Genomic DNA, 23591 nt, shown 5'->3' on the forward strand with positions numbered 1-23591 from the left:
CACCGGCCTCATCGCGGGCGCGCTCGCGCCTACTGGCGGCTTGTCTACTGGCCCGGGTTGACCACCACCGTGCAGGTGATCCCCGCCGCCAGCAACACGCCGTCGGGCACTTCGTCGAGGTGGATGCGCACCGGCACCCGTTGGGCCAGGCGCACCCAGTTGAAGGTGGGGTTGACGTCGGCGATCAGTTCGCGGCTTTCAGGGTTATCGCGGTCGTAGATGCCGCGCGAGATGCTTTCCACGTGGCCCTTGAGTACTTCGCCGCTCATCAGTTGCAGGTCGGCCGGGTCGCCGACTTTTACCCGCGGCAGCTTGGTTTCCTCGAAGAAGCCGTAGACCCAGAACGAGTTCATATCGACCACGGCCATTTTCGCCTCGCCGATGCGCGCGTAGTCGCCCCGGTGCACGTTGAGGTTGGTGACGTAGCCGTCCACCGCTGCCAGCACGCGGGTGCGCTTGAGGTTCAGTTCGGCGGCATCCAGTTGCGCCTGGGCGTGCTGGTAGTCGGCCAGGGCGGCGTCGGCGATGTTGCTGGCGTCGTCGCGGTTTTCCCGGGAGATCACCAGGCTATCGAGGTCGGCACGCCGGTGGGCATTGACCTTGCGCATCTCCCACGTGGCCTTGCGCGAGGCCACCAGGGCCTGGGCCTGCTTGACGGCGATGCGGTAGTGCTCGGGGTCGATCTGCATCAGTAAATCGCCCTTTTTCACCAATTGGTTGTCGCGCACCGGCACATCCACCACTTCGCCGGTGACGTCGGCGGCGACGTTGATGATGTCGGCGCGCACCCGCCCGTCGCGGGTCCAGGGGGTGTTCATGTAGTGCACCCACAAGGTGCGGCCGATCCACATCGCGAGGGCCAGCACCAGCAAGGTGGCGAGCAGGCTGAAGAGCTTTTTCATCGGGTCGTTCTCAACGGTAAACAGTGAGCGCCAAGGCGCCGAAAATGCACACGAACAGGCTCAGGCGCAGCAGCGCCGGGTGCCAGAAGAAGCGGTACAGGTCATGGCCCGACAGGAAGCGGTCCAGGGCCCAGGCCAGGCCTGCCGCGATGAAAAACATCAGGGTCATGGTCGGCATGTACAGGCCGTGGAAGGCGATTTCACGAGGCATGGGCAAATCCTTGGGGCTTGGCCACGGCATAGGCCGCCAGCGGCGATTGCGGGTCCAGCAGGGAGGTGCGAATAAAGTGCAGGTAGCTTTTGACCCGGCGCAGGGCCGAGGTGTCGAAGTGCGGCGCGAAAGGCTCGTCGGTGGCCTGCACGCGGCTGATGGCGTGGTCCACGGCAATCAAGCCACGCTCCAGGTTGCTCTGGCTCGGTTGCAAAAACAGGCGCACCAGCGAGCGGCCCATGACGCGGATCGCCTGGCGCCACGGCTGCGACGCCGCGTAGGCCGGGTGCACTGGCAAAATCGCCTGTTCCTTGCGCAACTCGATGATGGCGTGGCCCACCTCCAGCACCACGAACATCCAGCGCAGCAGCTCGCTTTGCACCTTGGGCTGGCCCGCCGCCAAGCCGTAGGCCTGGTGCAGCAGGTCGCGGGTGCGGCTCTCGAAACTCGACCCCAACCCCTTGAGTTTGCCGCTGATGGCGTACACCACTTGGCCGCGCAAATCCTGCTCCAGGCGTTGCCACAGCCAGCGGCTGTTGGGCGGCAGGATGATCGCCCCCGCCGCCGCGCACACCAGCATGCCCATGACCATGGCGATGTAGTCATTGATGAAACTGTAGGGGTTGTAGACGGTGAGGTTGTCCGGCACCGAACCGGTGCTGAAGAAGATCAACAGGCCCAGGCCCACCCCGGCGAACTGCGGGCGCGAGGACAGGAACGAGCCCAGCACGATCACCGGCGCCAGCATCACGCACAGCAACGCGAAACCGTCGATCAACGGGAACACGAAAAACATCTCGATAAAACCGATCACCGCGCCGACCAAGGTGCCGCACGCCATCTGGAACGCCATGCGCTTGGGGTTGGGCGTGGCGGCGGACAGGCCGACGGTGGCGGCCGCGATCAGGGTCATGGTGGCGCCGCTGGGCCAGGCCGTGGCCACCCAGTAACTGCCCAGCACCAACAGAATGAAGGCCGCGCGCAGCCCCGAGGCGGTAGACGCCAGCCAATTGGTTTGCGGCGTGTAGGGTTCGTCCCATTGCTCGCGGGCGTGGTGGTGGTCGGCCAGGGAGGCGTGGGTTTGGGCGTAGCTGTGCAGCTCATCGACAAAGCGGTAGAGCAATTCGTAGGCGGTGTGGAAATCCAGCTGCTCAGCCTCGCTCGGCGCGCCTTCTTGGAACTGCGCCCGCAAGCTGCGCACCCGCGCCGGCAGGCCTTCCTTGTAGGCCGCCAGGGCGGCGGCCAGGCGCGCGGCGTCGGCATCGGTGAGGGCGCGGCCAGAGAAACCGTCGAGCAGCTCGGCCAGGTCCTGCAAGCCGGGTTTGATCGCCGCCACCACATGGTCGGCGGCGTTGCTGCGCAGGCGTTCGAGCAATTGGTGCAAGGCGTTGAAGCGCGTGGTGATGCCCATGAACTCGCTGTTCAAGCGGCTCAAACGGCCGTTGCGCCGGCGCATGTGCGGGTCTTCGAACACGGTGACGCTGCGCAGCCCTTCCAGGCCCACCGCCTCGGCGATAAAACGCACGTTGCCGCGCTCGAACGCCTCGCGCTGGCTGCGCCCGCGCAAGCCGTCGGTGACGAACAGCGCGAACACGCCAAAGCGCTGGTACAGCGCGTTGCGCATGGCGGCGCTGGCGGTTTGCGGCAGGATCGCGGCACTGACCAGGGTGGCGCAGAGAATGCCCAGGGAGATTTCCAGCACCCGCCACACGGCGGCCATGAAGGCGCCGTCCGGGTGGGCCAGGGCCGGCAGGCCGACCATCGCCGCCGTGTACCCGGCCAGCACGAAACCGTAGGCGCGAAAGTTGCGGTAACGCGCCGCGCCCGCCGAGCAAATACCGACCCAGATGGCCAGGGAGCCGAGGAACAGTTCGGTGTTTTGCGCGAACAGGGCGATCAGCGCCACCATCACCGCCGAGCCGGCGAGGGTGCCGAGGAAGCGGTAGAAACTCTTGGCGAACACATGGCCGCTTTGCGGCTGCATGACGATGAACACGGTAATCATCGCCGTGCGCGGTTGCGGCAGTTCCAGGCGCATCGCCAGCCACAGGGTGAGGAACGCAGCCAGCAACACCTTGAAGATGTACACCCAGGTCACGCCATCGCTGCGTGCCCAGTCGAAGAAACCACGGCGCCATTCCAAGGCATACAGCCAGCGCAGCGGTGCGGGCAAGGGAGTCATTGCGGCCTTCTTTTAGTGGTCGAAAACGGCCAACGCGGCCGGGGTTTTGTGGGCGACGGTGGTACTTTCGGGCGGGCTGTCATCGCCGGCCCCGAGGCCGCCGCCCAGGGCGGTCACCAGTTCGGCGTGGGCACTCAGGCGCGCGGCCTGCACCTGCTGCTGCACCTGCTGCTGGGCGAACAACTGGGTCTGGGCGTTGAGCACGTTGAGGTAGTCGGTGAGGCCGCGCTCGAACGCGATGGTGGCGATGTCGTAGGTCTTTTGCGCCGAGGCCACGGACTCGGCGGCGAAGGCTTGCTGCTTGTCCATGGACTCGCGGCGGATCAACTGGTCGCTGATGCTTTTGAGGGCGTCGATCAGGGTCTGGTTGTACTGCGCCAGGGCCAGGTCGTAGCCGGCGGACGCTTCGCCCAACTGGGCGCGCAGGCGCCCGCCGTCGAAGATCGGCAGGGAAATGGCCGGGCCGACGTTGTAGTTGAGTTTTTTGCCGGTGATGAACTCCAGCGCCCCGCCGCCGGTGGCCATGAAGCCCAGGCCGGCCACCAGGTCGACGTTGGGGTAGAACCCGGCATGGGCGACGTCGATGCCACGGGCCTGGGCCGCCACTTGCCAGCGGCTGGCGACCACGTCCGGGCGCTGGCCCAGCAGTTGCGCGGGCAAGGCCGAGGGCAATGGCAACGGCGCGCCCAGCGACAGCGACGGGCGTTGCAATTGGGCGCCCTGCCCCGGGCCAAAGCCTGCAAGGGCAGCCAATTGGTTGCGGCTCAGGGCGATTTCTTCGTCCAGGGCATCGAGTTGGCGGTGGGTTTCGGGCAGCGGGGTCTGGGCCTGGCTGACCTCGAAATGGGTACCGATGCCGCCGTCCAGGCGCCGTTGCGCCAGGGCCAGGATCTGCTGTTGCTGCTCAAGAGTGGCGTGGACGATGTCGCGCCGGGCGTAGTGCAAGGACAACTGGATATAGGCGCGCACCACGTTGTTCTGCAATTCGAGCTGGGCCATGCGCGCCTGGGCGGCGCTCATGTGCGCCAGGTCCAGGGCCTGCTCAGTGGCATTGCGCTCGCGGCCCCAGAGGTCCAGGGCATAGGTCAGGCCGAGGGCGGCATTGTTGTCCCAGGTGGTGGAGTTGGCCAAATCACCCGGGCCGTAGAACGGGTCGGTGGGCCAGTTGTGGCGCTTGAGGGTAGAAGTGCCGTTGATCTGCACCGCCTCGGCGGCCTCGGCCACGCCGGCCATGGCCCGCGCCTGGCGCACCCGGGCGGCGGCCATGGCCAGGCTGGGGCTGCCCTGCACGGCCAACTCGACCCAGCGGTTCAACTGCGGGTCGCCATAGGCCCGCCACCATTGGGCGCTGGGCCAGTGGGCATCCGCCGCCGCGCTCTGGATCGCGGCGTCGGTAGCCAGGGCAGCGACAGGCATTGCCTGGCCTTGCGGGCCAATACCTCCGGTTCCGATGCAGCCGCTGATTGCCAAGGTTAAAGCCCAAACACTGAGAGTCTTCAGCTCTCTGCTGATGCGACGCGGCACTGCTGCGAATTCCTGAAAAAAGAGGGGAGGCAAAACATTCCGGGAGCGGCTAACTCACTGTGGGAGCGGGCTCTGGCGAGTACAGCCGGCACATGCCCACCAGCAGCCATGCCGCCCTCACGGGCAAGCCCGCTCCCACAGATGAAAGTGCATCATTCCTACAACGACGCAATTCTAGGGTCCGCCCCCAGCGGCGATAAGCGGGCATTCCTGTGAATCTTTATTACCGTTAGCGCGATAATCCCTTGGTCGGGGTCACGGTCGCCCGTAACTTCATGTCACAATTTGCCATCTCCCTTGAGTGCACTCCATGGACACCCTGCAAAACATGCGCGCCTTCAGCAGTGTCGCCGAGGCTGGCAGCTTCACTGCCGCCGCCGCACAGCTGGACACCACCACCGCCAACGTCTCGCGCGCGGTCTCCAACCTTGAGGCCCACCTGCAAACCCGCCTGCTCAACCGCACCACCCGGCGCATCGCCCTGACCGAGGCGGGTAAGCGCTACCTGCTGCGTTGCGAGCAGATCCTGGCCTATGTAGAAGAAGCCGAAGCCGAGGCCAGCGACGCCCATGCGCGCCCGGCCGGGCAGTTGAAGGTGCACACCATGACGGGCATCGGCCAGCATTTCGTGATCGATGCCATCGCCCGCTACCGCAAAACCCACCCCGACGTGACCTTCGACCTGACCCTGGCCAACCGCGTGCCAGACCTGCTGGACGAGGGCTACGACGTGTCCATCGTACTGGCCAGCGAGTTGCCGGATTCGGGGTTCGTGTCTCAGCGCCTGGGCATCACCTACAGCATCGTCTGCGCCTCCCCGGCCTATGTGAAAGCCAACGGCTGCCCGCAAAAACCCGGCGACCTGCTCGGCCACGCCTGCCTGCGCCTGGTGAGCCCGGTGATCCCGCTGGAAAAGTGGTTGTTCGACGGCCCCGAAGGCCAGGAGATGGTCACCATCAACAGCTCACCGTTTTTGGTGAACTCCGCCGACGCGATGAAAACCGCGATCATCAGCGGCATGGGCGTGGGCGTGTTGCCGGTGTACGCCGCCATCGAAGCGCTGCGCAACGGCACGTTGGTGCGGGTGATGCCCAACTACCGCTCCCAGGAACTGAACCTGTACGCCATCTACCCCTCGCGCCAGTACCTGGATGCCAAGATCAAGACCTGGGTGGAATACCTGCGCGGCTCCCTGCCGGAAATCCTCGCCGCCCACCAGGCCGAACTCGCCGCCTATGAACTGAGCGGCAGCCTGGCCGGCGCCCGGCTGGCGACATAGGCCACCCGTCGGCGCCTGGCTTGCCAGCGGTGGCGGTTTCAGGGCTGCCATCGCGAGCAGGGCGCGCTGCCACCAGGCCTGAATAGGCCTGGTGGCTTGTGGGGGCGAGCCCTGCTTGCGCTAGCGGCCTAGCGGCGAATCACTCCAACACCGCCGCCGGCCCGAAGAACTCGTAACGGCTCTGCTGCGGCGGCACGCCCAACGCCTTGAGGTGGCGCTTGATCGCAGCCATAAAGCCCTTGGGCCCGAGGAAGTAGGCGTCCAGGTCGCGGTCGGCCGGCAGCCACAGGCCCAGTTGTTCCTGATCGAGCAAACCGATCTGGTCCGCCGGCGGGCTGATGCCGTCCTCTTCGGCATAGCAATAAAAGCGCTTGAGCTGCGGGTGGCGCGCCGCCAAATCATCGACCCAGCCACGGAACGCATGCACCGAGCCATTGCGCGCGCAGTGGATAAAATGCACCGGCCGCTCACTGGCCAGGGCCGCTTCGAGCATCGCCAGCGTCGGGGTGATGCCCACGCCGCCACTGATAAGCACCAAGGGCTTGGCGCTGGCGCTGAGGGTGAATTCCCCCGACGGCGGGAACAGCATCAGGCTGGCGCCGACCTGCAAACAGTCGTGCAGGTAGTTGGAAGCGCGCCCGCCCGCTTCGCGCTTGACGCTGATGCGGTATTGGCCGTTGTCGCTCAGGGCCGAGAGCGAGTAGTTACGCCGGGTTTCTTCGCCCTCGATAAACAGTTGCAGGCCGATGTACTGGCCCGGCTCGGCGGCAAGGACGGGGCCCTGGTCTTTGGGCGCGAAGTAGAACGAGGTGATTTCCACGCTCTCCTGCACCCGCGCCGCCAGCACGAACTCGCGCCCGCCGCGCCAGCCGCCCACTTCCTCGGCCTTGCGGGTATAGATGGCGCTTTCGGCGCCGATCAGGATCTGCGCCAATTGGTTGTAGGCCGCGCCCCAGGCGTTGAGGACCGCAGGCGTGGCCACTTCATCCCCCAGCACTTGCGCAATGGCGCGCAGCAAACAGGTGCCGACAATGGGGTAATGCTCGGGCTGGATCTGCAACGCCACGTGCTTGTTGATGATGCGCCCCACCAAATCGCCCAGTTGGTCGAGTTGGTCGATGTGCTTGGCGTACATCAGCACGCCATTGGCCAGGGCCCGGGGCTGGTCGCCACTGGCTTGGTGGGCCTGGTTGAACAGGGCGCGCACTGGCGGGTACTCGGACAACATCATCCGGTAGAAATGGGTAATCAGCGCCTCGCCGCCGCTTTCAAGCAGGGGCACGGTGGATTTGACGATGGCACGATCCTGGACGCTCAGCATGGGTAACTCCGGTGTTTTCTAGGAATACCTTAGGCTTATCAGTATTCGTGCCATGTTTTAATTCATTAAAAATCAATAACTTAAATATTAGATAGTCATTATGACAACGCCCGCCTTATAGTCACTGCGACTACACGGAGTCAATATGACCGCAACTACCCTGCTCACCACCCTGCTGCCCCTGGTGGCCGACCTGTCCCGCGAACTGCCCGAAAGCGAGCGCTACCGGCGCCTGCTCGAGGCCATGCGCGCCTTGCTGCCCTGCGATGCCGCCGCGTTACTGCGCCTGGACGGCGAATGGATGGTGCCCCTGGCGGTGGACGGCTTGAGCCCGGACACCCTGGGGCGGCGCTTCAAGATCAGCGAGCACCCGCGGTTCGCCGCGCTGCTCGAAGGCCCGGGCCCCACCCGCTTCGCCAGCGACAGCCCGTTGCCCGACCCTTACGACGGCCTCGTCCATGGCCTGGACGAAGCGCTGCACGTACACGACTGCATGGGCTGCCCGCTGTTTATCGACGAACGCCCCTGGGGCCTGCTGACCCTGGACGCCCTCGACCCGCGGCGCTTCGACGCCATCCCCCTGAGCGACCTGCACGCCTTCGCCAGCCTCGCCGCCGCCACCGTCAGCGCCGCCGAGCGCATCGAACGCCTGGCCCTGCGCGCCGAGGACGAACACCAGCGCGCCGAGGTCTACCGCCAGGCCAGCGGCCAGCAACCCCGGGAAATGATCGGCCAAAGCAAGGCCCACAAACGCCTACTCGAAGAAGTCAGCCTGGTGGGCGGCAGCGACCTGACGGTGCTTATCAGCGGCGAAACCGGCGTCGGCAAAGAGCTGGTGGCCCAGGCCCTGCACACGGCCTCGACACGGCGCGACAAACCGCTTATCAGCCTCAACTGCGCAGCGCTGCCCGACACCCTGGTCGAAAGCGAGCTGTTCGGCCACGTGCGCGGCGCCTTCACCGGGGCCACCAGCGACCGGCGCGGCAAATTCGAGCTAGCCAATGGCGGCACCTTGTTTCTCGATGAAGTGGGCGAGTTGTCCCTGAGCGTGCAGGCCAAGCTGCTGCGGGTGCTGCAAAGCGGCCAGTTGCAGCGCCTGGGTTCAGACAAGGAACACCGGGTGGACGTGCGCCTGATCGCCGCGACCAACCGCGACCTGGCCGCCGAAGTGCGTAATGGCCGCTACCGCGCCGACTTCTACCATCGCCTGAGCGTGTACCCGCTGCGGGTCCCGGCCCTGCGCGAACGCGGCCGCGATGTGCTGCTGCTCAGCGGTTTCTTCCTGGAGCAAAACCGCTCGCGCATGGGCCTGGGCAGCCTGCGCCTGACCAGCGACGCCCAAGCCGCGCTGCTGGCCTACGCCTGGCCGGGCAACGTGCGCGAACTGGAACACCTGATCGGCCGCAGCGCCCTCAAGGCCCTGGGCAACGGCCGCGAACGCCCGAAAATCCTCAGCCTAAGCGCCGCCGACCTGGACCTGCCCAGCGTAGCCGCCCCCCGCGCCCCCGCCCCCGTCACCCCGCACCCTGCCGAACCCGGCGCCGACCTGCGCCAGGCTACCGAGCAGTACCAGCGCCAACTCATCAGCGCCTGCCTGGACCGCCACCAACACAACTGGGCCAGCGCCGCCCGTGAGCTAGGCCTGGACCGGGCCAACCTGGGGCGCATGGCCAAGCGGTTGGGGCTTAAATGAGGCTTGGGTGGGTCTAGGGGCTGATGTTGCCTCGGGCCAAGCGGGTTCGCCTGGCCTGCATTTAACGATCAAAGTGCTGGCCTGGACTGGTCCGGGCTCCAGAGCCAGAAGGTGTAGCCGTAGTCGCCTTCCAGTTTGGGAAAAATTGCGCCATCACGGAAATACTGCCGCGAACCTTCACGGGCGGGGCTGAACCACCAACCGGCGTGGGGGCAAGGCTCACCGCTGGCTTTGCGCGGCGGGTGCTGCGGCTCACTGCCGGGCGCGTCGGCCATGGCGTCGGGGTCGCTGTCTTCAAACTCGCCTTCGAGAAGTTCGACGAAGTACCACTTGCAGGGGCGTTCGGTGAAGGCTTTATCCATTATTTCGTGGCGGGCCGGATGTTCAATGTTAGGGAACACACTGGCGTATTTACTTTGCCGAGCAAAGTTCAATAACCCGATATCATCGCCCCACAGGCCTGCTCGCCCAACTGCGTTCAAGGCGTCCAGCCCGATGTCGTTGAATGTTTGGCACTCTTCAAGAGACTTCCACATCCCCTCACCGCCTCCGGTCCAACCGAACTGCAAAGCACCATGAGGATCATCCTGCGGGAGGTACACACCCGTGCGGATCGGTACTCTTCCCGTCTCACCTTCAATATCCAGATGAACTTTGAACTTTGGTAATTGAGGGAAGTGCTGTTTGCAGTCTTTCCAGATATACCAGAAGGTGATGTCATCCCAGTTGCGCCATACAACACCATCTATTTTAAACCCATAGGAAAATACCTCGTTGGCCCGCTCGCGAAACTCGTTTTCCTGCTCTGCAGTGGCCCATTGCATCGAAAGTTCGCCCAGCATATGGGCGCATTGATTGGTTCCCGTGATGCCGTAGCACTGGTCGGCGCGTTTAGCCATATGCCACATCGTGCTTTGCCGATAGGCAATCAAAGCCGGAAAACCGCCGGTGCTCCAGTTGGCTGCAGTATCGCGTATACCCCAGCGTTCGCTGACCATCAGGGGGTCGAGAATAGAGCGCCGCTCTAGAAGCATCTCAGCCATAACGATCAGCTCCTCGATTTTCGGCAACAACGCGTCCAAGTAACTTTGCGACGAGTAGTAATAGAGCATTGCCGCTTGGCGTTTTTGCCAAAGAGACAGGTGATAAGTCGGGGTCATCGGATAAAGCGGATTCATTTTTTAAACTCCGTTACTTGGCCGGGTAAGTTGGGCAGGCCGAGGCGCACGTTATTAAGTTGGGTATCAAAGTCGGTCATGCCCCAGGTGGTATCAAAGGGGCCGCTGATGGCGGGGTGATTGATTTTTTCACGCAGGCACTCATAGAACTCCTGTTCTTGTGGCGACAGGTTCTTGTAACGCTCGTAGTTCATGTCCGGGGCAGGTTCCATGCGACCGGTCTGGCGATCCACGCGGTAGTAGGTCAGGGTGTCGAAGGCTTCAGCGGTACTTTCGCCGGCGCTATTACGGATGAACTTGGAATCGAACTTGATTTGCTCCCAGCCGCCTTCCAGATAGCGGTCACCTAGTTCCATTTCCCCATCCTTGACTTGGGACGCCGCAGGGCCTTTCCAGACCTTGAGGGTTTCCCCGGCCTTGAGTTCGTACACCACGAACTGGCCATTGACGTTCCAGTCCGGCCACACCGCCAGGTACTTGCGCCAGGCAGATTTGGGGTTGGCTGAATCCATGATTTGCTTGAACACGGCTTCCGTGACCCAGTCCTGGGCGCTGGCGACACTGCCGGGGCCTATGATGCGGTAAAGGCGTAGAGGACCGACCAGTTCAACTGCCTCCAATCCCTTTGCGAAGGTTCTGATCTGCTTATCATCGAGGTTGGGAAAGCCTTGCCTAGCTTTCTCTTTGATCTTTTCTATTTCTTTAGAGTATTCCAACGGCCGAAACTCCCCCGGCTTCCCCCGACTCAACCACCCCGGCAACGGCTTCGCATCCCGCATCAATTTCACCGCCCGAGCCTCGGGCAATCCGCCGTGAAAGTGCACATTCACCGTGTTCAGGATCGCCCGATGCTGCATCAGGTCTTCCATCTCCAACCGGCGGATCACGATGTCGAGGGCGTCGCGTATCGGTTGCAGGGCTTTGCCGATATGGGCATTGGCTTGCAAACGCACGGCCTTGACCATGTTCAGGGTTTGTTCGGCCTTGGCGGCGGCCCCGGGGACGTATTTGACTTTGCCCAGCAAGGTGTTGAGCAGGCCAATGCCCCGGTCGAAGGCGTGCAGCAACCTCAAGACCTCTATCTGGTTGCGCACCTTTTTGATGGCGTCGGCCAGTGTCTGGAACACCTGGCCCCATTTCATGCCACGCCAATACTTCACCACTTCCTTTTTACGCAGCAGGGTGATGACCCAGGTCATCGCCTCGTCCACGGCCTGCTCCACGGCATGGCCACCGGAGCGGCGGATAAACAGGAAGAAGATTTTCAGCACGCCCTTGACCAGGGAACCGAGCACCGGAAACAGGCCGATCAGGGTCAGGCACAGGCCGACCCAGGCCCAAGTGTTGCTTTGGTCTTTTTGCAGTTCGCGGCAGTTGGCGACCAAGTCGCGCATGTCGCAGACCTGGTCCACCAAGGGCACCATGGAAATCGCCGCGTCGAAGGCGATTTGCCCGGTGCTGCGGTCTTGGTTGAAATCCCCCTGGATCGCCTCCCACACCCAGAGGGCGGTATCGACACTGGCGTCGAAGAGTTTTTCCGGGGCGCCGGTGATGTACGCCAGGGCGACGCGCATGTTGTCGGCGGGAACAGTGGGTTCTGGGGTAGAGGATGGCGGCATGGCACGCACTCGCGCAGGACAAAACGCGATGCTAGCGAGGCAATTTATTGCGCGAAATCAGACCAAACGGACGCGATTGGTGGGAATCGGCCTACGACAACTTATAACCGACGCAGTGAGGGCCGTAGGCGTGGCAGCATGGCCACCACCGAAACAAACCTGGCCCTACTACGCTAAAGCCTGCCCACAATGGGTCGATAACCCGTCAACGATAGTTTTTTGGCGGCATTAAAATGCACGCCACTTTTCACAGAAGGTTCATATGGCCACCACTCATGCCCGCGCAGATTCACTTTCGCTTCTGCTCTTTACCTTGCGCAGTGGCAAGCTGATGGCAATCAACCTGCTCAAGGTCAGCGAAATCATCCCCTGCCCGCCGCTGACCAAGTTGCCCGAATCCCACCCCCACGTAAAAGGCATCGCCACCCTGCGCGGCACTTCGCTGTCGGTGATCGACCTCAGCCGCGCCCTCGGCGAGCGGCCCCTGGTGGACCCGGACGGCGGCTGCCTGATCGTCACCGACATCAGCCGCTCCAAACAAGGCCTGCATGTACAGGCCGTGAGCAAGATCGTGCATTGCCTGACCACCGACATCCGCCCGCCGCCCTATGGCGCCGGCGGCGTGCGCTCGTACATCACCGGGGTGACCCAGGTGGACGGCAACCTGGTGCAGGTGCTGGACATCGAAAAAGTTATCCACAGCATCGCCCCGGCCCAGATCGAAATGGCCCCTACCGAGCTGAGCATGGAAGACGCCGAAGTGCTGGGCAACGCGCGCATCCTGGTGGTGGACGACAGCCAGGTGGCGCTGCAACAGTCGGTGCATACCTTGCGCAACCTCGGCCTGCAATGCCACACCGCCCGCAGCGCCAAAGAGGCCATCGACTGCCTGCTGGAACTGCAAGGCACGGCCGAGCAGATCAACCTGATCGTCTCCGACATCGAAATGTCGGAAATGGACGGCTACGCCTTCACCCGCACCCTGCGTGAAACCCCGGACTTCGCCCACCTCTATGTGCTGCTGCACACCTCCCTCGATAGCGCGATGAACAGCGAAAAGGCCCGGGTGGCCGGGGCCAATGCGGTGCTGACCAAGTTCTCTTCGCCCGAACTGACCCAATGCCTGATTACCGCCGCGAAAACCGTGGCCCAACAAGGCTACTGAGCCTGCCCGCCCTGCTGCTGCGCCGCGACCTGCGCGGGCCGCTGCCGGCGCCGCAGTGGCCGGTGGGCGTGCACCTGCGCACCTACTGCCCGGAACTGGCCGGCGCTGTACACGCACTGCTGCGCCTCAGCCACCAGGGCGACAGCGAGCCGATGCCCGACCTCACCATCTGGCAGGCACGCTTTGCCACCGACGCCGAATATGACCCGCAACTGTGTTTTATCGCCTGCGACGGCCACGGTGTAGTCGGCGTGGCCCACTGCTGGACCAGCGCCTACCTCAAAGACCTCGCCGTGCACCCCCGCGCCCGCCGCCAAGGCCTGGGGCACGCCCTGCTGCTGCACGCCTTCGAGGTCTTGCAGCAACGCCGCGAAGCCTGCCTGGACCTCCAGGTGCTGAGCCACAACCACCCCGCCCGGCGCCTGTACCAACGGGCCGGCATGGCCCCCGTACCCAGCCCCACCCCGGTACGGCTGTAGGTAGCAAGCGGGCGCGTAGCGGCCGTAAAAGTCTGCTTTCCCCCTGCGCGGGCGAGCCCGCTTTCTACAAAATGCCGTTGAGGCATACTCGGTTTTTTTGCCAAGGAGCCCCGCGCCATGAACATCCGCACCCTGCCTCTGCTCGCCCTTGTGGCGTTCACCTTCCAGGCCCACGCCGCCAGCCCCAACGCCTGGGCCGCCCACGACAAAGCCGTGCTCAGTGCCTGTACCAAGGCCAGCGGCCTGATTAAAACCAGCCCCGTCGGCGCACCCGCGCAGTTCGACGACCGGGTCGGCTATACCGCGTTGCTATTGCAAGGCCAGTATCCGCAGAAGCATATGAAGGGGCGCAAAGGCAGCGAACTGTGCCTCTATCACAAAAAAAGTAAGACAGCCTATGTCACCGAATGGGATTCGATCCGCAAGGCGCAGTGACTGGCGTACTCCTTGCTTGAGCCACTCGCTCTGCTGTGACGGCGACATAATCCCGTCACGGCGCTGCTTTCCGAGAGGCACCCAAGCCAGTCATGAACACTCAGTTTTCCTGCGTCGGCTGCGGCAAATGCTGCACCGACCACCACGTCCCCCTGACCCTGGACGAAGCCCGCCAATGGGCAGCCGATGGTGGCAGCATCATCGTTCTGGTCGAAGGTTTTCTCGGCACCGGCCTGGGCCTGGTGGCGCAACAACGCGAACACGCCCAGCGCCGCTCCTGCCAGGTACCCAGCGGCGCCACCGAGGCCTTTGTCGCCATCACCTTCGCCGCGTTCAATGTCGGCCCGTGCCGCAACCTGGACGAAGACAAGCTATGCCGCATTTACCAGCGCCGCCCGCTGGTGTGCCGTATCTACCCGATGGAAATCAACCCGCACATCGCCCTGGCGCCCAGCGCCAAAGACTGCCCCAGCGAAGCCTGGGAACAAGGCCCGCAACTGATCCTCGGCGGCGAACTGCAAGACCCGGAACTGGCCGCCCTGATCCAACGTTCACGCCAGGCCGACCGCGACGATATCCACAGCAAACAAGCCATCTGCCAGCAACTGGGCATCCACACCACCGCCCTCAAGGGCGACGGTTTCACCGCCTACCTGCCCGACATGGCCGCCTTCGCCAACGCCATGGCCCCGGAACACATCGCCGCGACCACCGCCCAGCCCTGGCAATTCCACGTTTCGGGCGAAGACATCGCCGCGCAAGTCCAAGCCACCGGCGCCCAAGTCACCCGGGAAACCCCGCTCAACTACGCGTTTATTTCCCTGCGCGCGGCGTAACGGCAGCGCGCGCCTCAGTGGCGCTTATGCCAAAACTCCTGCGCCAGCATGCGCAGGTCCCCGGCCAGGCCTGCCACGTCGCCGGAGTTGACGTGGCTTTGCTGGCCGGCGGTGACGGTGACTTCGCAGGCGCTGCGGATGCTGATGATGTTGCGGTTGATGTCTTCGCTGACCGCGCTTTGTTCTTCCACCGCCGAGGCGATTTGCACGCTCATTTCGGTGATCTGTTTGACCCGGCGGCTGATGCCGTCCAACGCCGTCGCCGCGCGTTGGGCCTGGTCGACGCTGTTTTCCACGTGTTGGCTGCTTTGCTGCATCACTACCACGGCATCGCGGGCACCGGTTTGCAAGGTGCTAATCATGCGTTGGATTTCGTTGGTCGATTGCTGGGTGCGCTGGGCGAGGCCGCGCACTTCGTCGGCGACCACGGCGAAGCCGCGGCCCTGTTCCCCGGCGCGGGCGGCCTCGATGGCGGCGTTGAGGGCCAGCAGGTTGGTTTGCTCGGCGATGCTGCGGATCACTTCCAGCACGCCGGAAATCTCGGTGCTGTGGCTTTCCAGTTGGTGGATCACTTCGGTGGCGTTGGCCAGTTCGGTGGCCAGCAACAGCACGGCGCTGCGGCTTTCGCCCACCAGGTGATGGCCTTCAAGGGTTTCGCTGCCCGCCTGGTCGGCGGCCTGGGAGGCGCGTTGGGCGTGGCCGGCGACTTGCGCCACGCTGGCGGCCATTTCGTGGATGGCGGCGGCGACCTGGTCGGTTTCGGCCTGTTGGGCCAGGGTGCTGGTGTGGCTGCTTTGCAGGTGTTCCACCAGCTCCGCGGCGTGCCCAGCCAGGCGCTGCGAGGCGTCGCCGATGCGTCCGACCACCGCGCCGACCTGGGCTTCGAGCATCTGGAAGGCGAATTCGATCTGCCCCAGTTCATCGCTGCGCCCGGCATAGATGCGCTGGCTCAACGGGTTATCGCCAATGCGGCGGGCGCGCTGGGTGATGCGGTCCAGGGGCCGCAGCAGCAGGTGCATGCCCACGCCGCCCAGGGCCAGGCCCGCGCCCAACGCCAGCAACGCCAGCCACGGCGAGAACGCCGCCAGCCAGGTGCCGGCGCCCAGCACCAGGGTCATCAGCGCGGCCAGCATCAACCACAATTGGGTCTTGAGGCCCAACACCGGGGTCAACTGGCGCAAGGAGGAACGCGGGTTGCGCATGCGCGTGTAAGCCCGCTCTGCGCGCTCGATCTGGTGGGCTGAGGGCTTGGTGCGGATGGACTGGTATTCCACGGCCTGGCCGTTGCGGGTCACCGGGGTGACGTAGGCGCTGACCCAATAGTGGTCGCCGTTTTTGCAGCGGTTTTTCACCATGCCCATCCACGAGTTGCCGCCCTTGAGGGTGGCCCACAGGTGCTCGAACGCCTCGGGCGGCATATCGGGGTGGCGCAGCAGGTTGTGCGGCGAGCCCAGCAACTCTTCCCGGCCATAGCCGCTGATGTCGATGAAGTCCTTGTTGGCGTAGGTGATCGCGCCTTTGAGATCGGTGGTCGAAAGGATGTTCGCGTCCGGGGCAAAGTCCACATTGCGCCCGGTCACCGGCAAATTGATCTTCATGGCTTGCGCGCTCGTTTTGTCAGGGGTCGGCAGGGCTGCTGACTCTAAGCGCACTGAGTGCACAAATTTTGATCTGGCTCAGTTTCTGTGCAATTAAATCGCCACTAAAGTCGTATTGCAGACGCCCGCAACGGCGTGAATTTACGAGGGCTTGGGCGAAAGTGAGCCGTGGCAAGGGTTGCGTCGGGCAGGGGCGGTATTGGCGGTTGCTTGACGCCAAGGTTTCGACTCGGCGTTGTGCTGCGCACGGTAGCGGAGCAACCCGAGTGCTGCTCCTGTGTGATGGCGGATGAGCGTGGGGCTCAGCGCTTGCCCATCGAGCGGCGGGTGCCGGGAGGCGCGGCGCCGGGGGTCTTGGTGTGGCCGTTCTTGGCGCCGTTCTTGTACCAGGGCTGGTCGGCTTTTTTCGCGCCGGCCAACTCGCCTGGCTTGAACGGGAACTTGAAGGCAGGGATGGACGGTTGGCCGTCGGCGTCGGCCTGGGCCTCGGGGGTCAGGTCAGCCGGTTCGGCGTCCGGGGCGGTGGCCACGGGCGGGGACGTGCGGGAAGTCATGGAAGCTCCGGTGCAGGCAGTGGGTCGGGCCACTGGCGGGCCGCGAAAGGCGCCAGTATACCTGCGTGCCAGGGTTGTTGGACGGGCGCCTTGCACCGATGATCGGCGCGAACCTGTCAGCTCTGTCAGTTGGCGGTCACGGTGCTGACCGGCGCCAGCGGTTATAAGTACGGCACTGCCCCCTCGACCCTTTGCTCTGGCGTTCCATAAGCATGCGTATCCAGAAGAAACCCCTGTTGCTCGCCATCGCCTTGATGGTGCTCGCCGCCCTGGCCTTGTGGCTACTCGACCGCCCGGCGCCGGCCAAGCGCGCCGCCGCCAGTGCGGTGCCGGTGCGGGTGGTGAGCGTGGTGGAGCGCGATGTGCCGCGTTACGTCACGGCCATCGGCTCGGTGCTGTCGCTGCACAGCGTGGTGATCCGCCCGCAGATCGACGGGACCCTCACCCGTTTGCTGGTCAAGGAAGGGCAATGGGTCAAGGCCGGCGACCTGCTGGCGACCCTGGACGACCGCGCCATCCGCGCCAGCCTCGACCAGGCCCGCGCCCAGTTGGGCGAGAGCCAGGCGCAGCTGCAGGTGGCCCAGGTCAACCTCAAGCGCTACAAACTGCTGAGCGTCGACGATGGCGTGTCCAAGCAGACCTACGACCAGCAACTGGCTCTGGTCAGCCAGCTCAAGGCCGCCACCCAGGGCAATCAGGCCGCCATCGATGCGGCGCAGGTGCAGCTTTCCTATACGCAGATCCGCTCGCCGGTCACTGGCCGCGTGGGCATTCGCACGGTGGATGAAGGCAACCTGCTGCGCATGAGCGACGCCCAGGGGCTGTTTTCGGTGACGCAGATCGACCCCATTGGCGTCGAGTTTTCCTTGCCCCAGCAGCAGTTGCCGACGCTGCAACGGCTGATCGACGCCCAGGAGCGCGCCACCGTCAGCGCCTTTCTCGGCGCCGATACCGATGACCTCAGTGGCGAGCGTTTGGCGGTGGGCCAACTGAGCCTGATCGACAACCAAATCAACGCCAACACCGGCACCCTGCGGGCCAAGGCGCAATTTGCCAACGACAGCCACCGCCTGTGGCCGGGGCAGTTGGTGACCCTGAAAATCCAGACCGCCGTGGACAAGGCCGCCCTGGTGGTGCCGCCCGGCGTGGTGCAGCGTGGCCTGGAGCGGCACTTTGTGTACCGGGTAACGGGGGATGCGGTGCAAACCGTGCCGGTGCAGGTGCTGTACCAAGACAGCCAGCAGACCGTCCTCCAAGGCGTGAACGCTGGGGATGTGCTGGTCAGCGACGGCCAGTCACGGCTCAAGGCCGGCTCGAAAATCGAGGTGCTCACTGAGCCGCCCCCGGTGATCGAAACCGCCGCCGCGCAGGTGGCGCCATGACGGGCCGGGGTTCGGTGTCGGCCTGGTGCATCGACCACCCAGTAGCCACCCTGCTGCTGACGTTCGCCCTGGTACTGCTGGGCCTGATCGCCTTCCCACGGCTGCCCATCGCGCCGTTGCCCGAGGCGGAATTCCCAACCATCCAGGTCAGCGCCCAGTTGCCCGGCGCCAGCCCGGACACCATGGCCTCCTCCGTGGCCACGCCTTTGGAAGTGCAGTTCAGCGCCATCCCCGGCATCACCCAGATGACTTCCACCAGCGCCCTGGGCTCGACCAACCTGACCCTGCAATTCACCCTGGAAAAGAGCATCGACACCGCCGCGCAAGAGGTGCAAGCGGCGATCAACACCGCCGCCGGCAAACTGCCCGACGACATGCCGAGCCTGCCGACCTGGAAAAAGGTCAACCCGGCCGACAGCCCGGTGCTGATCCTGACCATCAATTCCAGCCAGATGCCCGGCACCGAGTTGAGCGATTACGTCGAAACCCTGCTGGCCCGGCAAATCAGCCAGATCGACGGCGTGGGCCAGATCAACATCACCGGCCAGCAACGCCCGGCGATCCGCGTGCAGGCCTCGGCGGACAAACTGGCGGCCATCGGCCTGACCCTGGCCGATGTGCGCGTGGCGATCCAGCAGGCCAGCCTGAACCTGGCCAAGGGCGCGCTGTACGGCGCGTCGAGCATTTCTACCCTGTCCACCAACGACCAGTTGTTCCACCCCCAGGAGTACGGCGAGTTGATCGTCTCGTACCAGGACGGCGCGCCGGTGCAACTGCGCGACGTGGCGCGGGTGGTTGAGGGCGCCGAGAACGCCTATGTACAGGCCTGGTCCGGGGACACGCCGGGGGTCAACCTGGTGATCTCGCGCCAGCCGGGGGCCAATATTGTCGCCACCGTGGACCGGATCATGGCCGAGCTGCCGCGCCTGCAAAGCATGCTGCCGGCGTCGGTCGAGGTGGCGGTGCTGTCGGACCGCACCAAGACCATCCGCGCTTCCCTGCATGAAGTGGAGCTGACCCTGCTGATCGCCGTGCTGCTGGTGGTGGCGGTGATGGCGCTGTTCTTGCGCCAGTGGTCGGCGACCCTGATCGTCTCCAGCGTGCTGGCCGTGTCGCTGGTGGCCAGTTTTGCCCTGATGTACGTGATGGGGTTCAGCCTGAACAACCTGACCCTGGTGGCCATCGTCATTGCCGTGGGCTTTGTGGTGGACGATGCGATTGTGGTGGTGGAGAACATCCACCGTCACCTGGAGGCGGGCCTGGGCCGGCGCGCGGCGGCGATCAAGGGCTCGGCGGAGATCGGCTTCACCGTGGTGTCCATCAGTTTTTCCCTGGTGGCGGCGTTTATTCCGCTGCTGTTCATGGGCGGCGTGGTGGGGCGGCTGTTCAAGGAATTCGCCCTGACCGCCACCGCGACCCTCCTGATTTCAGTGGTGGTGTCCCTGACCCTGGCGCCGACGTTGGCGGCGCTGTTCATGGGCGCGCCCAAACACCACGCCCACGCCACGCCGGGGTTCGGCGAACGCCTGCTGGCCGGCTACGACCGCTGGCTGCAACAGGCCCTGGCCCATCAGCGGCTGATGTTGGGAATTTTCGGCCTGACCCTGGCCATGGCAGTGGCCGGTTATGTGCTGATCCCCAAGGGCTTTTTTCCGGTGCAGGACACCGGTTTCGTCCTCGGCACCAGCGAGGCGGCGGCCGATGTGTCGTACCCGGACATGGTGGCCAAGCACCGCGAGCTGGCGAAGATCGTCGGCGCCGACCCGGCGGTGCAGTCGTTTTCCCATTCGGTGGGGGTCACCGGTAGCAACCAGACCATCGCCAACGGACGCTTCTGGATTGCCCTCAAGGAGCGCGGCGCGCGCGACGTGTCCGCCAGCCAGTTCATCGACCGCATCCGCCCGCAACTGGCCAAGGTGCCGGGCATCGTGCTGTACATGCGCGCCGGCCAGGACATCAACCTCAGCTCCGGCCCCAGCCGCAGCCAGTACCAATACGTGCTCAAGAGCAACGACGGGCCGACGCTGAACACCTGGACCCAACGCCTGAGCGAAAAACTGCGGGCCAACCCGGCCTTTCGCGACCTGTCCAACGACCTGCAACTGGGCGCCAGCATCACCCACATCGACATCGACCGCATCGCCGCTGCGCGTTTCGGCCTTACCGCCAGCGATGTCGACCAGGCGTTGTACGACGCCTTCGGCCAGCGCCAGGTCAACGAGTACCAAACCCAAACCAACCAGTACAACGTGATCCTGGAACTGGACGCGCAACAACGGGGCAAGGCCGAAAGCCTGAACTACTTCTACCTGCGCTCGCCCCTTTCCGGCGAGATGGTGCCGCTGTCGGCCCTGGCCACGGTGCAGGCGCCGCGTGTCGGGCCGCTGTCCATCGCCCACGACGGCATGTTCCCGGCCGCCAACCTGTCGTTCAACCTCGCCCCCGGCGTGGCGTTGGGCGATGCGGTGCGCATGCTCGATGCGGCGAAAAATGAGATCGGCATGCCCGCCAGCCTGATCGGCACCTTCCAGGGCGCGGCCCAGGCGTTCCAGAGTTCCCTGGCCAGCCAACCCTGGCTGATCCTCGCTGCGTTGGTGGCGGTGTACATCATCCTCGGCGTGCTTTACGAGAGCTTCGTACACCCGCTGACGATCATCTCCACCCTGCCCTCGGCCGGCCTCGGCGCGCTGTTGATGCTGTGGCTGTGGGGCCAGGATTTTTCCATCATGGCCCTCATCGGTTTGGTGCTGTTGATTGGCATCGTCAAGAAAAACGGCATCCTGATGATCGACTTTGCCCTCGACGCCCAGCGCAACCGGGGCCTGAGCCCGCAAGAAGCGATCTATGAGGCCTGCCTGACGCGGTTCCGGCCGATCATGATGACCACCCTCGCCGCCCTGCTCGGCGCCTTGCCGCTGATGATCGGTGCCGGCCCTGGCGCCGAGCTGCGCCAGCCCCTGGGTATTGCGGTGGTCGGCGGCCTGCTGGTGAGCCAGGCGCTGACGCTGTTCACCACGCCGGTCATATACTTGGCCCTCGAACGGCTATTCCATCGGCCTATGCCCGCACCCAACGCGGCCCTGGCGACCACAGACTGAGGCGGGTCATGCGCGTCCTGATTATCGAAGACGAAGAAAAAACCGCCGACTACCTGCACCGCGGCCTCACCGAACAGGGCTACACCGTGGACGTCGCCCGCGACGGCATCGAGGGCCTGCACCTGGCCCTGGGCAGCGACTACGCGGTGATCGTGCTCGACGTCATGCTCCCCGGCCTCGACGGCTTTGGTGTGCTGCGGGCGCTGCGGGCGCGCAAGCAGACGCCGGTCATCATGCTCACCGCCCGCGAGCGCGTCGAAGACCGCATTCGCGGTCTGCGCGAGGGCGCAGACGACTACCTGGGCAAACCCTTTTCCTTCCTCGAACTGGTGGCGCGCCTGCAAGCCCTGACGCGGCGCAGCGGCGGCCACGAACCGGTGCAGATCAGCATCGCCGACCTGTGGATCGACCTGCTCAGCCGCAAGGCAACCCGCGCCGGGCAACGCCTGGAACTGACCGCCAAGGAGTTTTCCCTGCTCAGCGTGCTAGCCCGGCGCCAGGGCGAAATCCTCTCCAAGACCGCGATTGCCGAGATGGTCTGGGACATCAATTTCGACAGCGACGCCAACGTGGTGGAGGTGGCGATCAAACGCCTGCGGGCCAAGCTCGACGGGCCCTTCGAGGAGAAGTTACTGCACACCATCCGCGGCATGGGCTACGTGCTGGAGAGCCGCAGTGTTTGATTCCATCGCCCTGCGCCTCAGTGGCCTGTTCACCCTGGTGGCGCTGCTGGTGTTCCTGCTCATTGGCGGCGCGTTGTACCTGCAAGTGGACAAGGGCCTGGGCCTGTTGCCCGAAGCGGAACTGGACGCGCGCTACAGCGTGCTCGAGTCCACCCTGGGCCGCTACGGCAACGCCGAGCACTGGGGCAAGGTCAGCGCCAAGCTCAAGTTGCTCAGCGAAGAAGACAAACGCATCCGCTTCTGGGCCGTCAGCGCCGACCCGGCCTACGAATACGGCGCCCCCGACGCCCGCGTGCGCGCCTTCGCCCACGGCCCGCTGGGCATGCGCGACCTCACCCTGCCCGGCCACGCCTACCCGTTCAAAGTGCTGGTCAGCCAGTTGCCGGCCAAAGAGCAACGCCCGCCGCTGCGCTTTTTGATCGCCATCGACACCGAGACCTTTTCCCAGACCCAACACCACTTGCTCGTCGCCCTGGTTAGCCTGGCGATTGTCGGCGTGCTGCTGGCCTCGGCCCTGGGCTACTGGGTAGCACGCATTGGCCTCAAGCCCCTGATAAAACTCTCCCACGAAGCCCAACGCCTGGCGCCGCCACGCCTGTCCGGGCGCTTGCAACTGTCGCCTTTGCCACCGGAACTCAAGCAGTTCGTCAGCGCCTTCAACGCCACCCTGGAACGGGTCGAGCAGGCCTACTCGCGCCTGGAGTCCTTCAATGCCGACGTCGCCCACGAACTGCGCTCGCCCTTGACCAACCTGATCGGCCAGACCCAAGTGGCGCTCACGCGCGGGCGCTCGGCCGAGCATTACTTCGAGGTGCTGCAATCGAACCTCGAGGAGCTGGAACGCCTGCGCTCGATCGTCAACGACATGCTGTTCCTGGCCAGCGCCGACCAGGGCAGCAAAGCCACCCAGCTCACCACCGCGTCCCTGGCCAGCGAGGTGGCCACCACCCTGGACTACCTGGACTTCATCCTCGAAGACGCCCAGGTGCGGGTGCAGGTGGAGGGCGACGCCCAGGTGCCAATCGAAACCGCCCACTTGCGCCGCGCCCTGATAAACCTGCTCAACAACGCGGTGCAGCACACCGGCGCCGGGCAGGTGATCGAGGTGCGCATCGAGGCCGGCGAACACCAGGTGACCCTCGCCGTGGCCAACCCCGGCCCGGCCATTGCCGGCGAACACCTGCCGCGCTTGTTCGAGCGCTTCTACCGGGTCGATGCCTCACGCCGCAACAGCGGCGCCAACCATGGCCTGGGGCTGGCCATCGTCAAAGCCATTGCGCTGATGCACGGCGGTGATGTGTTTGTGCGCAGCGAGGGCGGTATCAATACCTTTGGTATTTATCTGCCGGCGTAAGCCTGGCACCCTGCCCGCCACACTGTTGCCGATGACGCAACAGTCCTTTATGCGATCTGCTCTGTTTCCCGGCCGCCAACACCGCTAATTTGCTCACA

General features: G+C 64.7%; 19 protein-coding genes and 1 pseudogene. 10 read left to right on the forward strand and 10 right to left on the reverse strand.

Annotated features, from left to right (window positions below):
• Positions 1 to 44: 44 nt before the first annotated feature.
• Genes AC19YT_RS08405 through AC19YT_RS08420 form a run of 4 tightly spaced genes read right to left on the reverse strand, consistent with a single transcriptional unit; the run spans position 45 to position 4819 of the window.
• Positions 45 to 902, reverse strand: coding sequence for an efflux RND transporter periplasmic adaptor subunit (locus AC19YT_RS08405; protein WP_095106127.1), 858 nt, complete (start codon positions 900 to 902; stop codon positions 45 to 47).
• Positions 903 to 912: 10 nt separating this feature from the next.
• On the reverse strand, positions 913 to 1113 hold the full coding sequence (locus AC19YT_RS08410; RefSeq protein ID WP_095106125.1) for a DUF1656 domain-containing protein: 201 nt from the start codon (positions 1111 to 1113) through the stop codon (positions 913 to 915).
• Positions 1103 to 3295, reverse strand: a complete 2193-nt coding sequence (locus AC19YT_RS08415; protein WP_500600295.1) for an FUSC family protein — start codon at positions 3293 to 3295, stop codon at positions 1103 to 1105. Before AC19YT_RS08415 ends, AC19YT_RS08410 begins: the two co-directional genes overlap by 11 nt.
• Before the next feature lie 12 nt (positions 3296 to 3307).
• Positions 3308 to 4819: an efflux transporter outer membrane subunit gene (locus tag AC19YT_RS08420; protein ID WP_500600294.1), complete on the reverse strand. Its 1512-nt coding sequence runs from the start codon at positions 4817 to 4819 to the stop codon at positions 3308 to 3310.
• 310 nt (positions 4820 to 5129) lie between these two features.
• Between AC19YT_RS08420 and AC19YT_RS08425 the strand changes: the two genes are divergently transcribed.
• A complete protein-coding gene (locus tag AC19YT_RS08425) occupies positions 5130 to 6098 on the forward strand; it encodes a LysR family transcriptional regulator (RefSeq protein WP_095106119.1) in 969 nt (322 codons plus the stop codon).
• Positions 6099 to 6237: 139 nt separating this feature from the next.
• On the opposite strand, the gene hmpA is transcribed toward AC19YT_RS08425, so the two are convergent.
• Positions 6238 to 7419, reverse strand: coding sequence for an NO-inducible flavohemoprotein (gene hmpA, locus AC19YT_RS08430; protein ID WP_500610096.1), 1182 nt, complete (start codon positions 7417 to 7419; stop codon positions 6238 to 6240).
• Between the two features lie 145 nt (positions 7420 to 7564).
• On the opposite strand from hmpA, the gene norR reads away from it, so the two are divergent.
• On the forward strand, positions 7565 to 9112 hold the full coding sequence (gene norR / locus AC19YT_RS08435) for a nitric oxide reductase transcriptional regulator NorR (RefSeq protein ID WP_500610097.1): 1548 nt from the start codon (positions 7565 to 7567) through the stop codon (positions 9110 to 9112).
• Positions 9113 to 9180: 68 nt separating this feature from the next.
• Here the strand turns inward: norR and AC19YT_RS08440 are convergent, their stop codons facing one another.
• Together AC19YT_RS08440 and AC19YT_RS08445 are read right to left on the reverse strand one after the other, a co-directional pair.
• Positions 9181 to 10290, reverse strand: a complete 1110-nt coding sequence (locus AC19YT_RS08440) for a hypothetical protein (RefSeq protein ID WP_500610098.1) — start codon at positions 10288 to 10290, stop codon at positions 9181 to 9183.
• The gene (locus AC19YT_RS08445) at positions 10287 to 11909 is read right to left on the reverse strand and encodes a hypothetical protein (RefSeq protein WP_500610099.1); all 1623 of its coding nucleotides are present in this window, start codon (positions 11907 to 11909) and stop codon (positions 10287 to 10289) included. The genes AC19YT_RS08440 and AC19YT_RS08445 overlap by 4 nt, the downstream gene beginning before the upstream one ends.
• Before the next feature lie 262 nt (positions 11910 to 12171).
• Here AC19YT_RS08445 and AC19YT_RS08450 point away from each other — a divergent pair, with 262 nt between their 5' ends.
• The 4 genes from AC19YT_RS08450 to AC19YT_RS08465 all read left to right on the forward strand — a co-directional run bounded on the left by AC19YT_RS08450 (position 12172) and on the right by AC19YT_RS08465 (position 14824).
• The gene (locus AC19YT_RS08450; RefSeq protein WP_095106109.1) at positions 12172 to 13074 is read left to right on the forward strand and encodes a chemotaxis protein CheV; all 903 of its coding nucleotides are present in this window, start codon (positions 12172 to 12174) and stop codon (positions 13072 to 13074) included.
• Complete coding sequence (locus AC19YT_RS08455) at positions 13029 to 13553, forward strand: GNAT family N-acetyltransferase (RefSeq protein WP_500610100.1); 525 nt, start codon at positions 13029 to 13031, stop codon at positions 13551 to 13553. Before AC19YT_RS08450 ends, AC19YT_RS08455 begins: the two co-directional genes overlap by 46 nt.
• Positions 13554 to 13670: 117 nt before the next feature.
• Complete coding sequence (locus AC19YT_RS08460; protein WP_500610101.1) at positions 13671 to 13988, forward strand: hypothetical protein; 318 nt, start codon at positions 13671 to 13673, stop codon at positions 13986 to 13988.
• Between the two features lie 92 nt (positions 13989 to 14080).
• On the forward strand, positions 14081 to 14824 hold the full coding sequence (locus AC19YT_RS08465; RefSeq protein ID WP_500599620.1) for a YkgJ family cysteine cluster protein: 744 nt from the start codon (positions 14081 to 14083) through the stop codon (positions 14822 to 14824).
• 14 nt (positions 14825 to 14838) lie between these two features.
• Here the strand turns inward: AC19YT_RS08465 and AC19YT_RS08470 are convergent, their stop codons facing one another.
• The 3 genes and pseudogenes from AC19YT_RS08470 to AC19YT_RS08480 form a co-directional block, all read right to left on the reverse strand.
• The gene (locus AC19YT_RS08470) at positions 14839 to 15942 is read right to left on the reverse strand and encodes a methyl-accepting chemotaxis protein (protein WP_500610121.1); all 1104 of its coding nucleotides are present in this window, start codon (positions 15940 to 15942) and stop codon (positions 14839 to 14841) included.
• 198 nt (positions 15943 to 16140) lie between these two features.
• Positions 16141 to 16422 (reverse strand): annotated as a pseudogene (locus AC19YT_RS08475) (PAS domain-containing protein); the annotation flags it as partial.
• Between the two features lie 302 nt (positions 16423 to 16724).
• Positions 16725 to 16976: a hypothetical protein gene (locus AC19YT_RS08480; RefSeq protein ID WP_095106102.1), complete on the reverse strand. Its 252-nt coding sequence runs from the start codon at positions 16974 to 16976 to the stop codon at positions 16725 to 16727.
• Positions 16977 to 17188: 212 nt separating this feature from the next.
• Here AC19YT_RS08480 and AC19YT_RS08485 point away from each other — a divergent pair, with 212 nt between their 5' ends.
• From AC19YT_RS08485 to AC19YT_RS08500, 4 genes are read left to right on the forward strand one after another with little or no spacing between them, the layout of a single operon-like run.
• Complete coding sequence (locus AC19YT_RS08485) at positions 17189 to 18358, forward strand: efflux RND transporter periplasmic adaptor subunit (RefSeq protein WP_500610102.1); 1170 nt, start codon at positions 17189 to 17191, stop codon at positions 18356 to 18358.
• Positions 18355 to 21456 carry a multidrug efflux RND transporter permease subunit gene (locus tag AC19YT_RS08490; RefSeq protein ID WP_500599624.1) on the forward strand — a complete coding sequence of 1034 codons (3102 nt, stop codon included), beginning with the start codon at positions 18355 to 18357 and terminating at the stop codon, positions 21454 to 21456. Before AC19YT_RS08485 ends, AC19YT_RS08490 begins: the two co-directional genes overlap by 4 nt.
• A gap of 8 nt (positions 21457 to 21464) precedes the next feature.
• Positions 21465 to 22139: a heavy metal response regulator transcription factor gene (locus tag AC19YT_RS08495; RefSeq protein ID WP_095106099.1), complete on the forward strand. Its 675-nt coding sequence runs from the start codon at positions 21465 to 21467 to the stop codon at positions 22137 to 22139.
• Positions 22132 to 23493: a heavy metal sensor histidine kinase gene (locus AC19YT_RS08500; RefSeq protein WP_500599625.1), complete on the forward strand. Its 1362-nt coding sequence runs from the start codon at positions 22132 to 22134 to the stop codon at positions 23491 to 23493. The genes AC19YT_RS08495 and AC19YT_RS08500 overlap by 8 nt, the downstream gene beginning before the upstream one ends.
• Positions 23494 to 23591: the final 98 nt, after the last annotated feature.

This window comes from Pseudomonas sp. MF08875 (assembly GCF_059862525.1).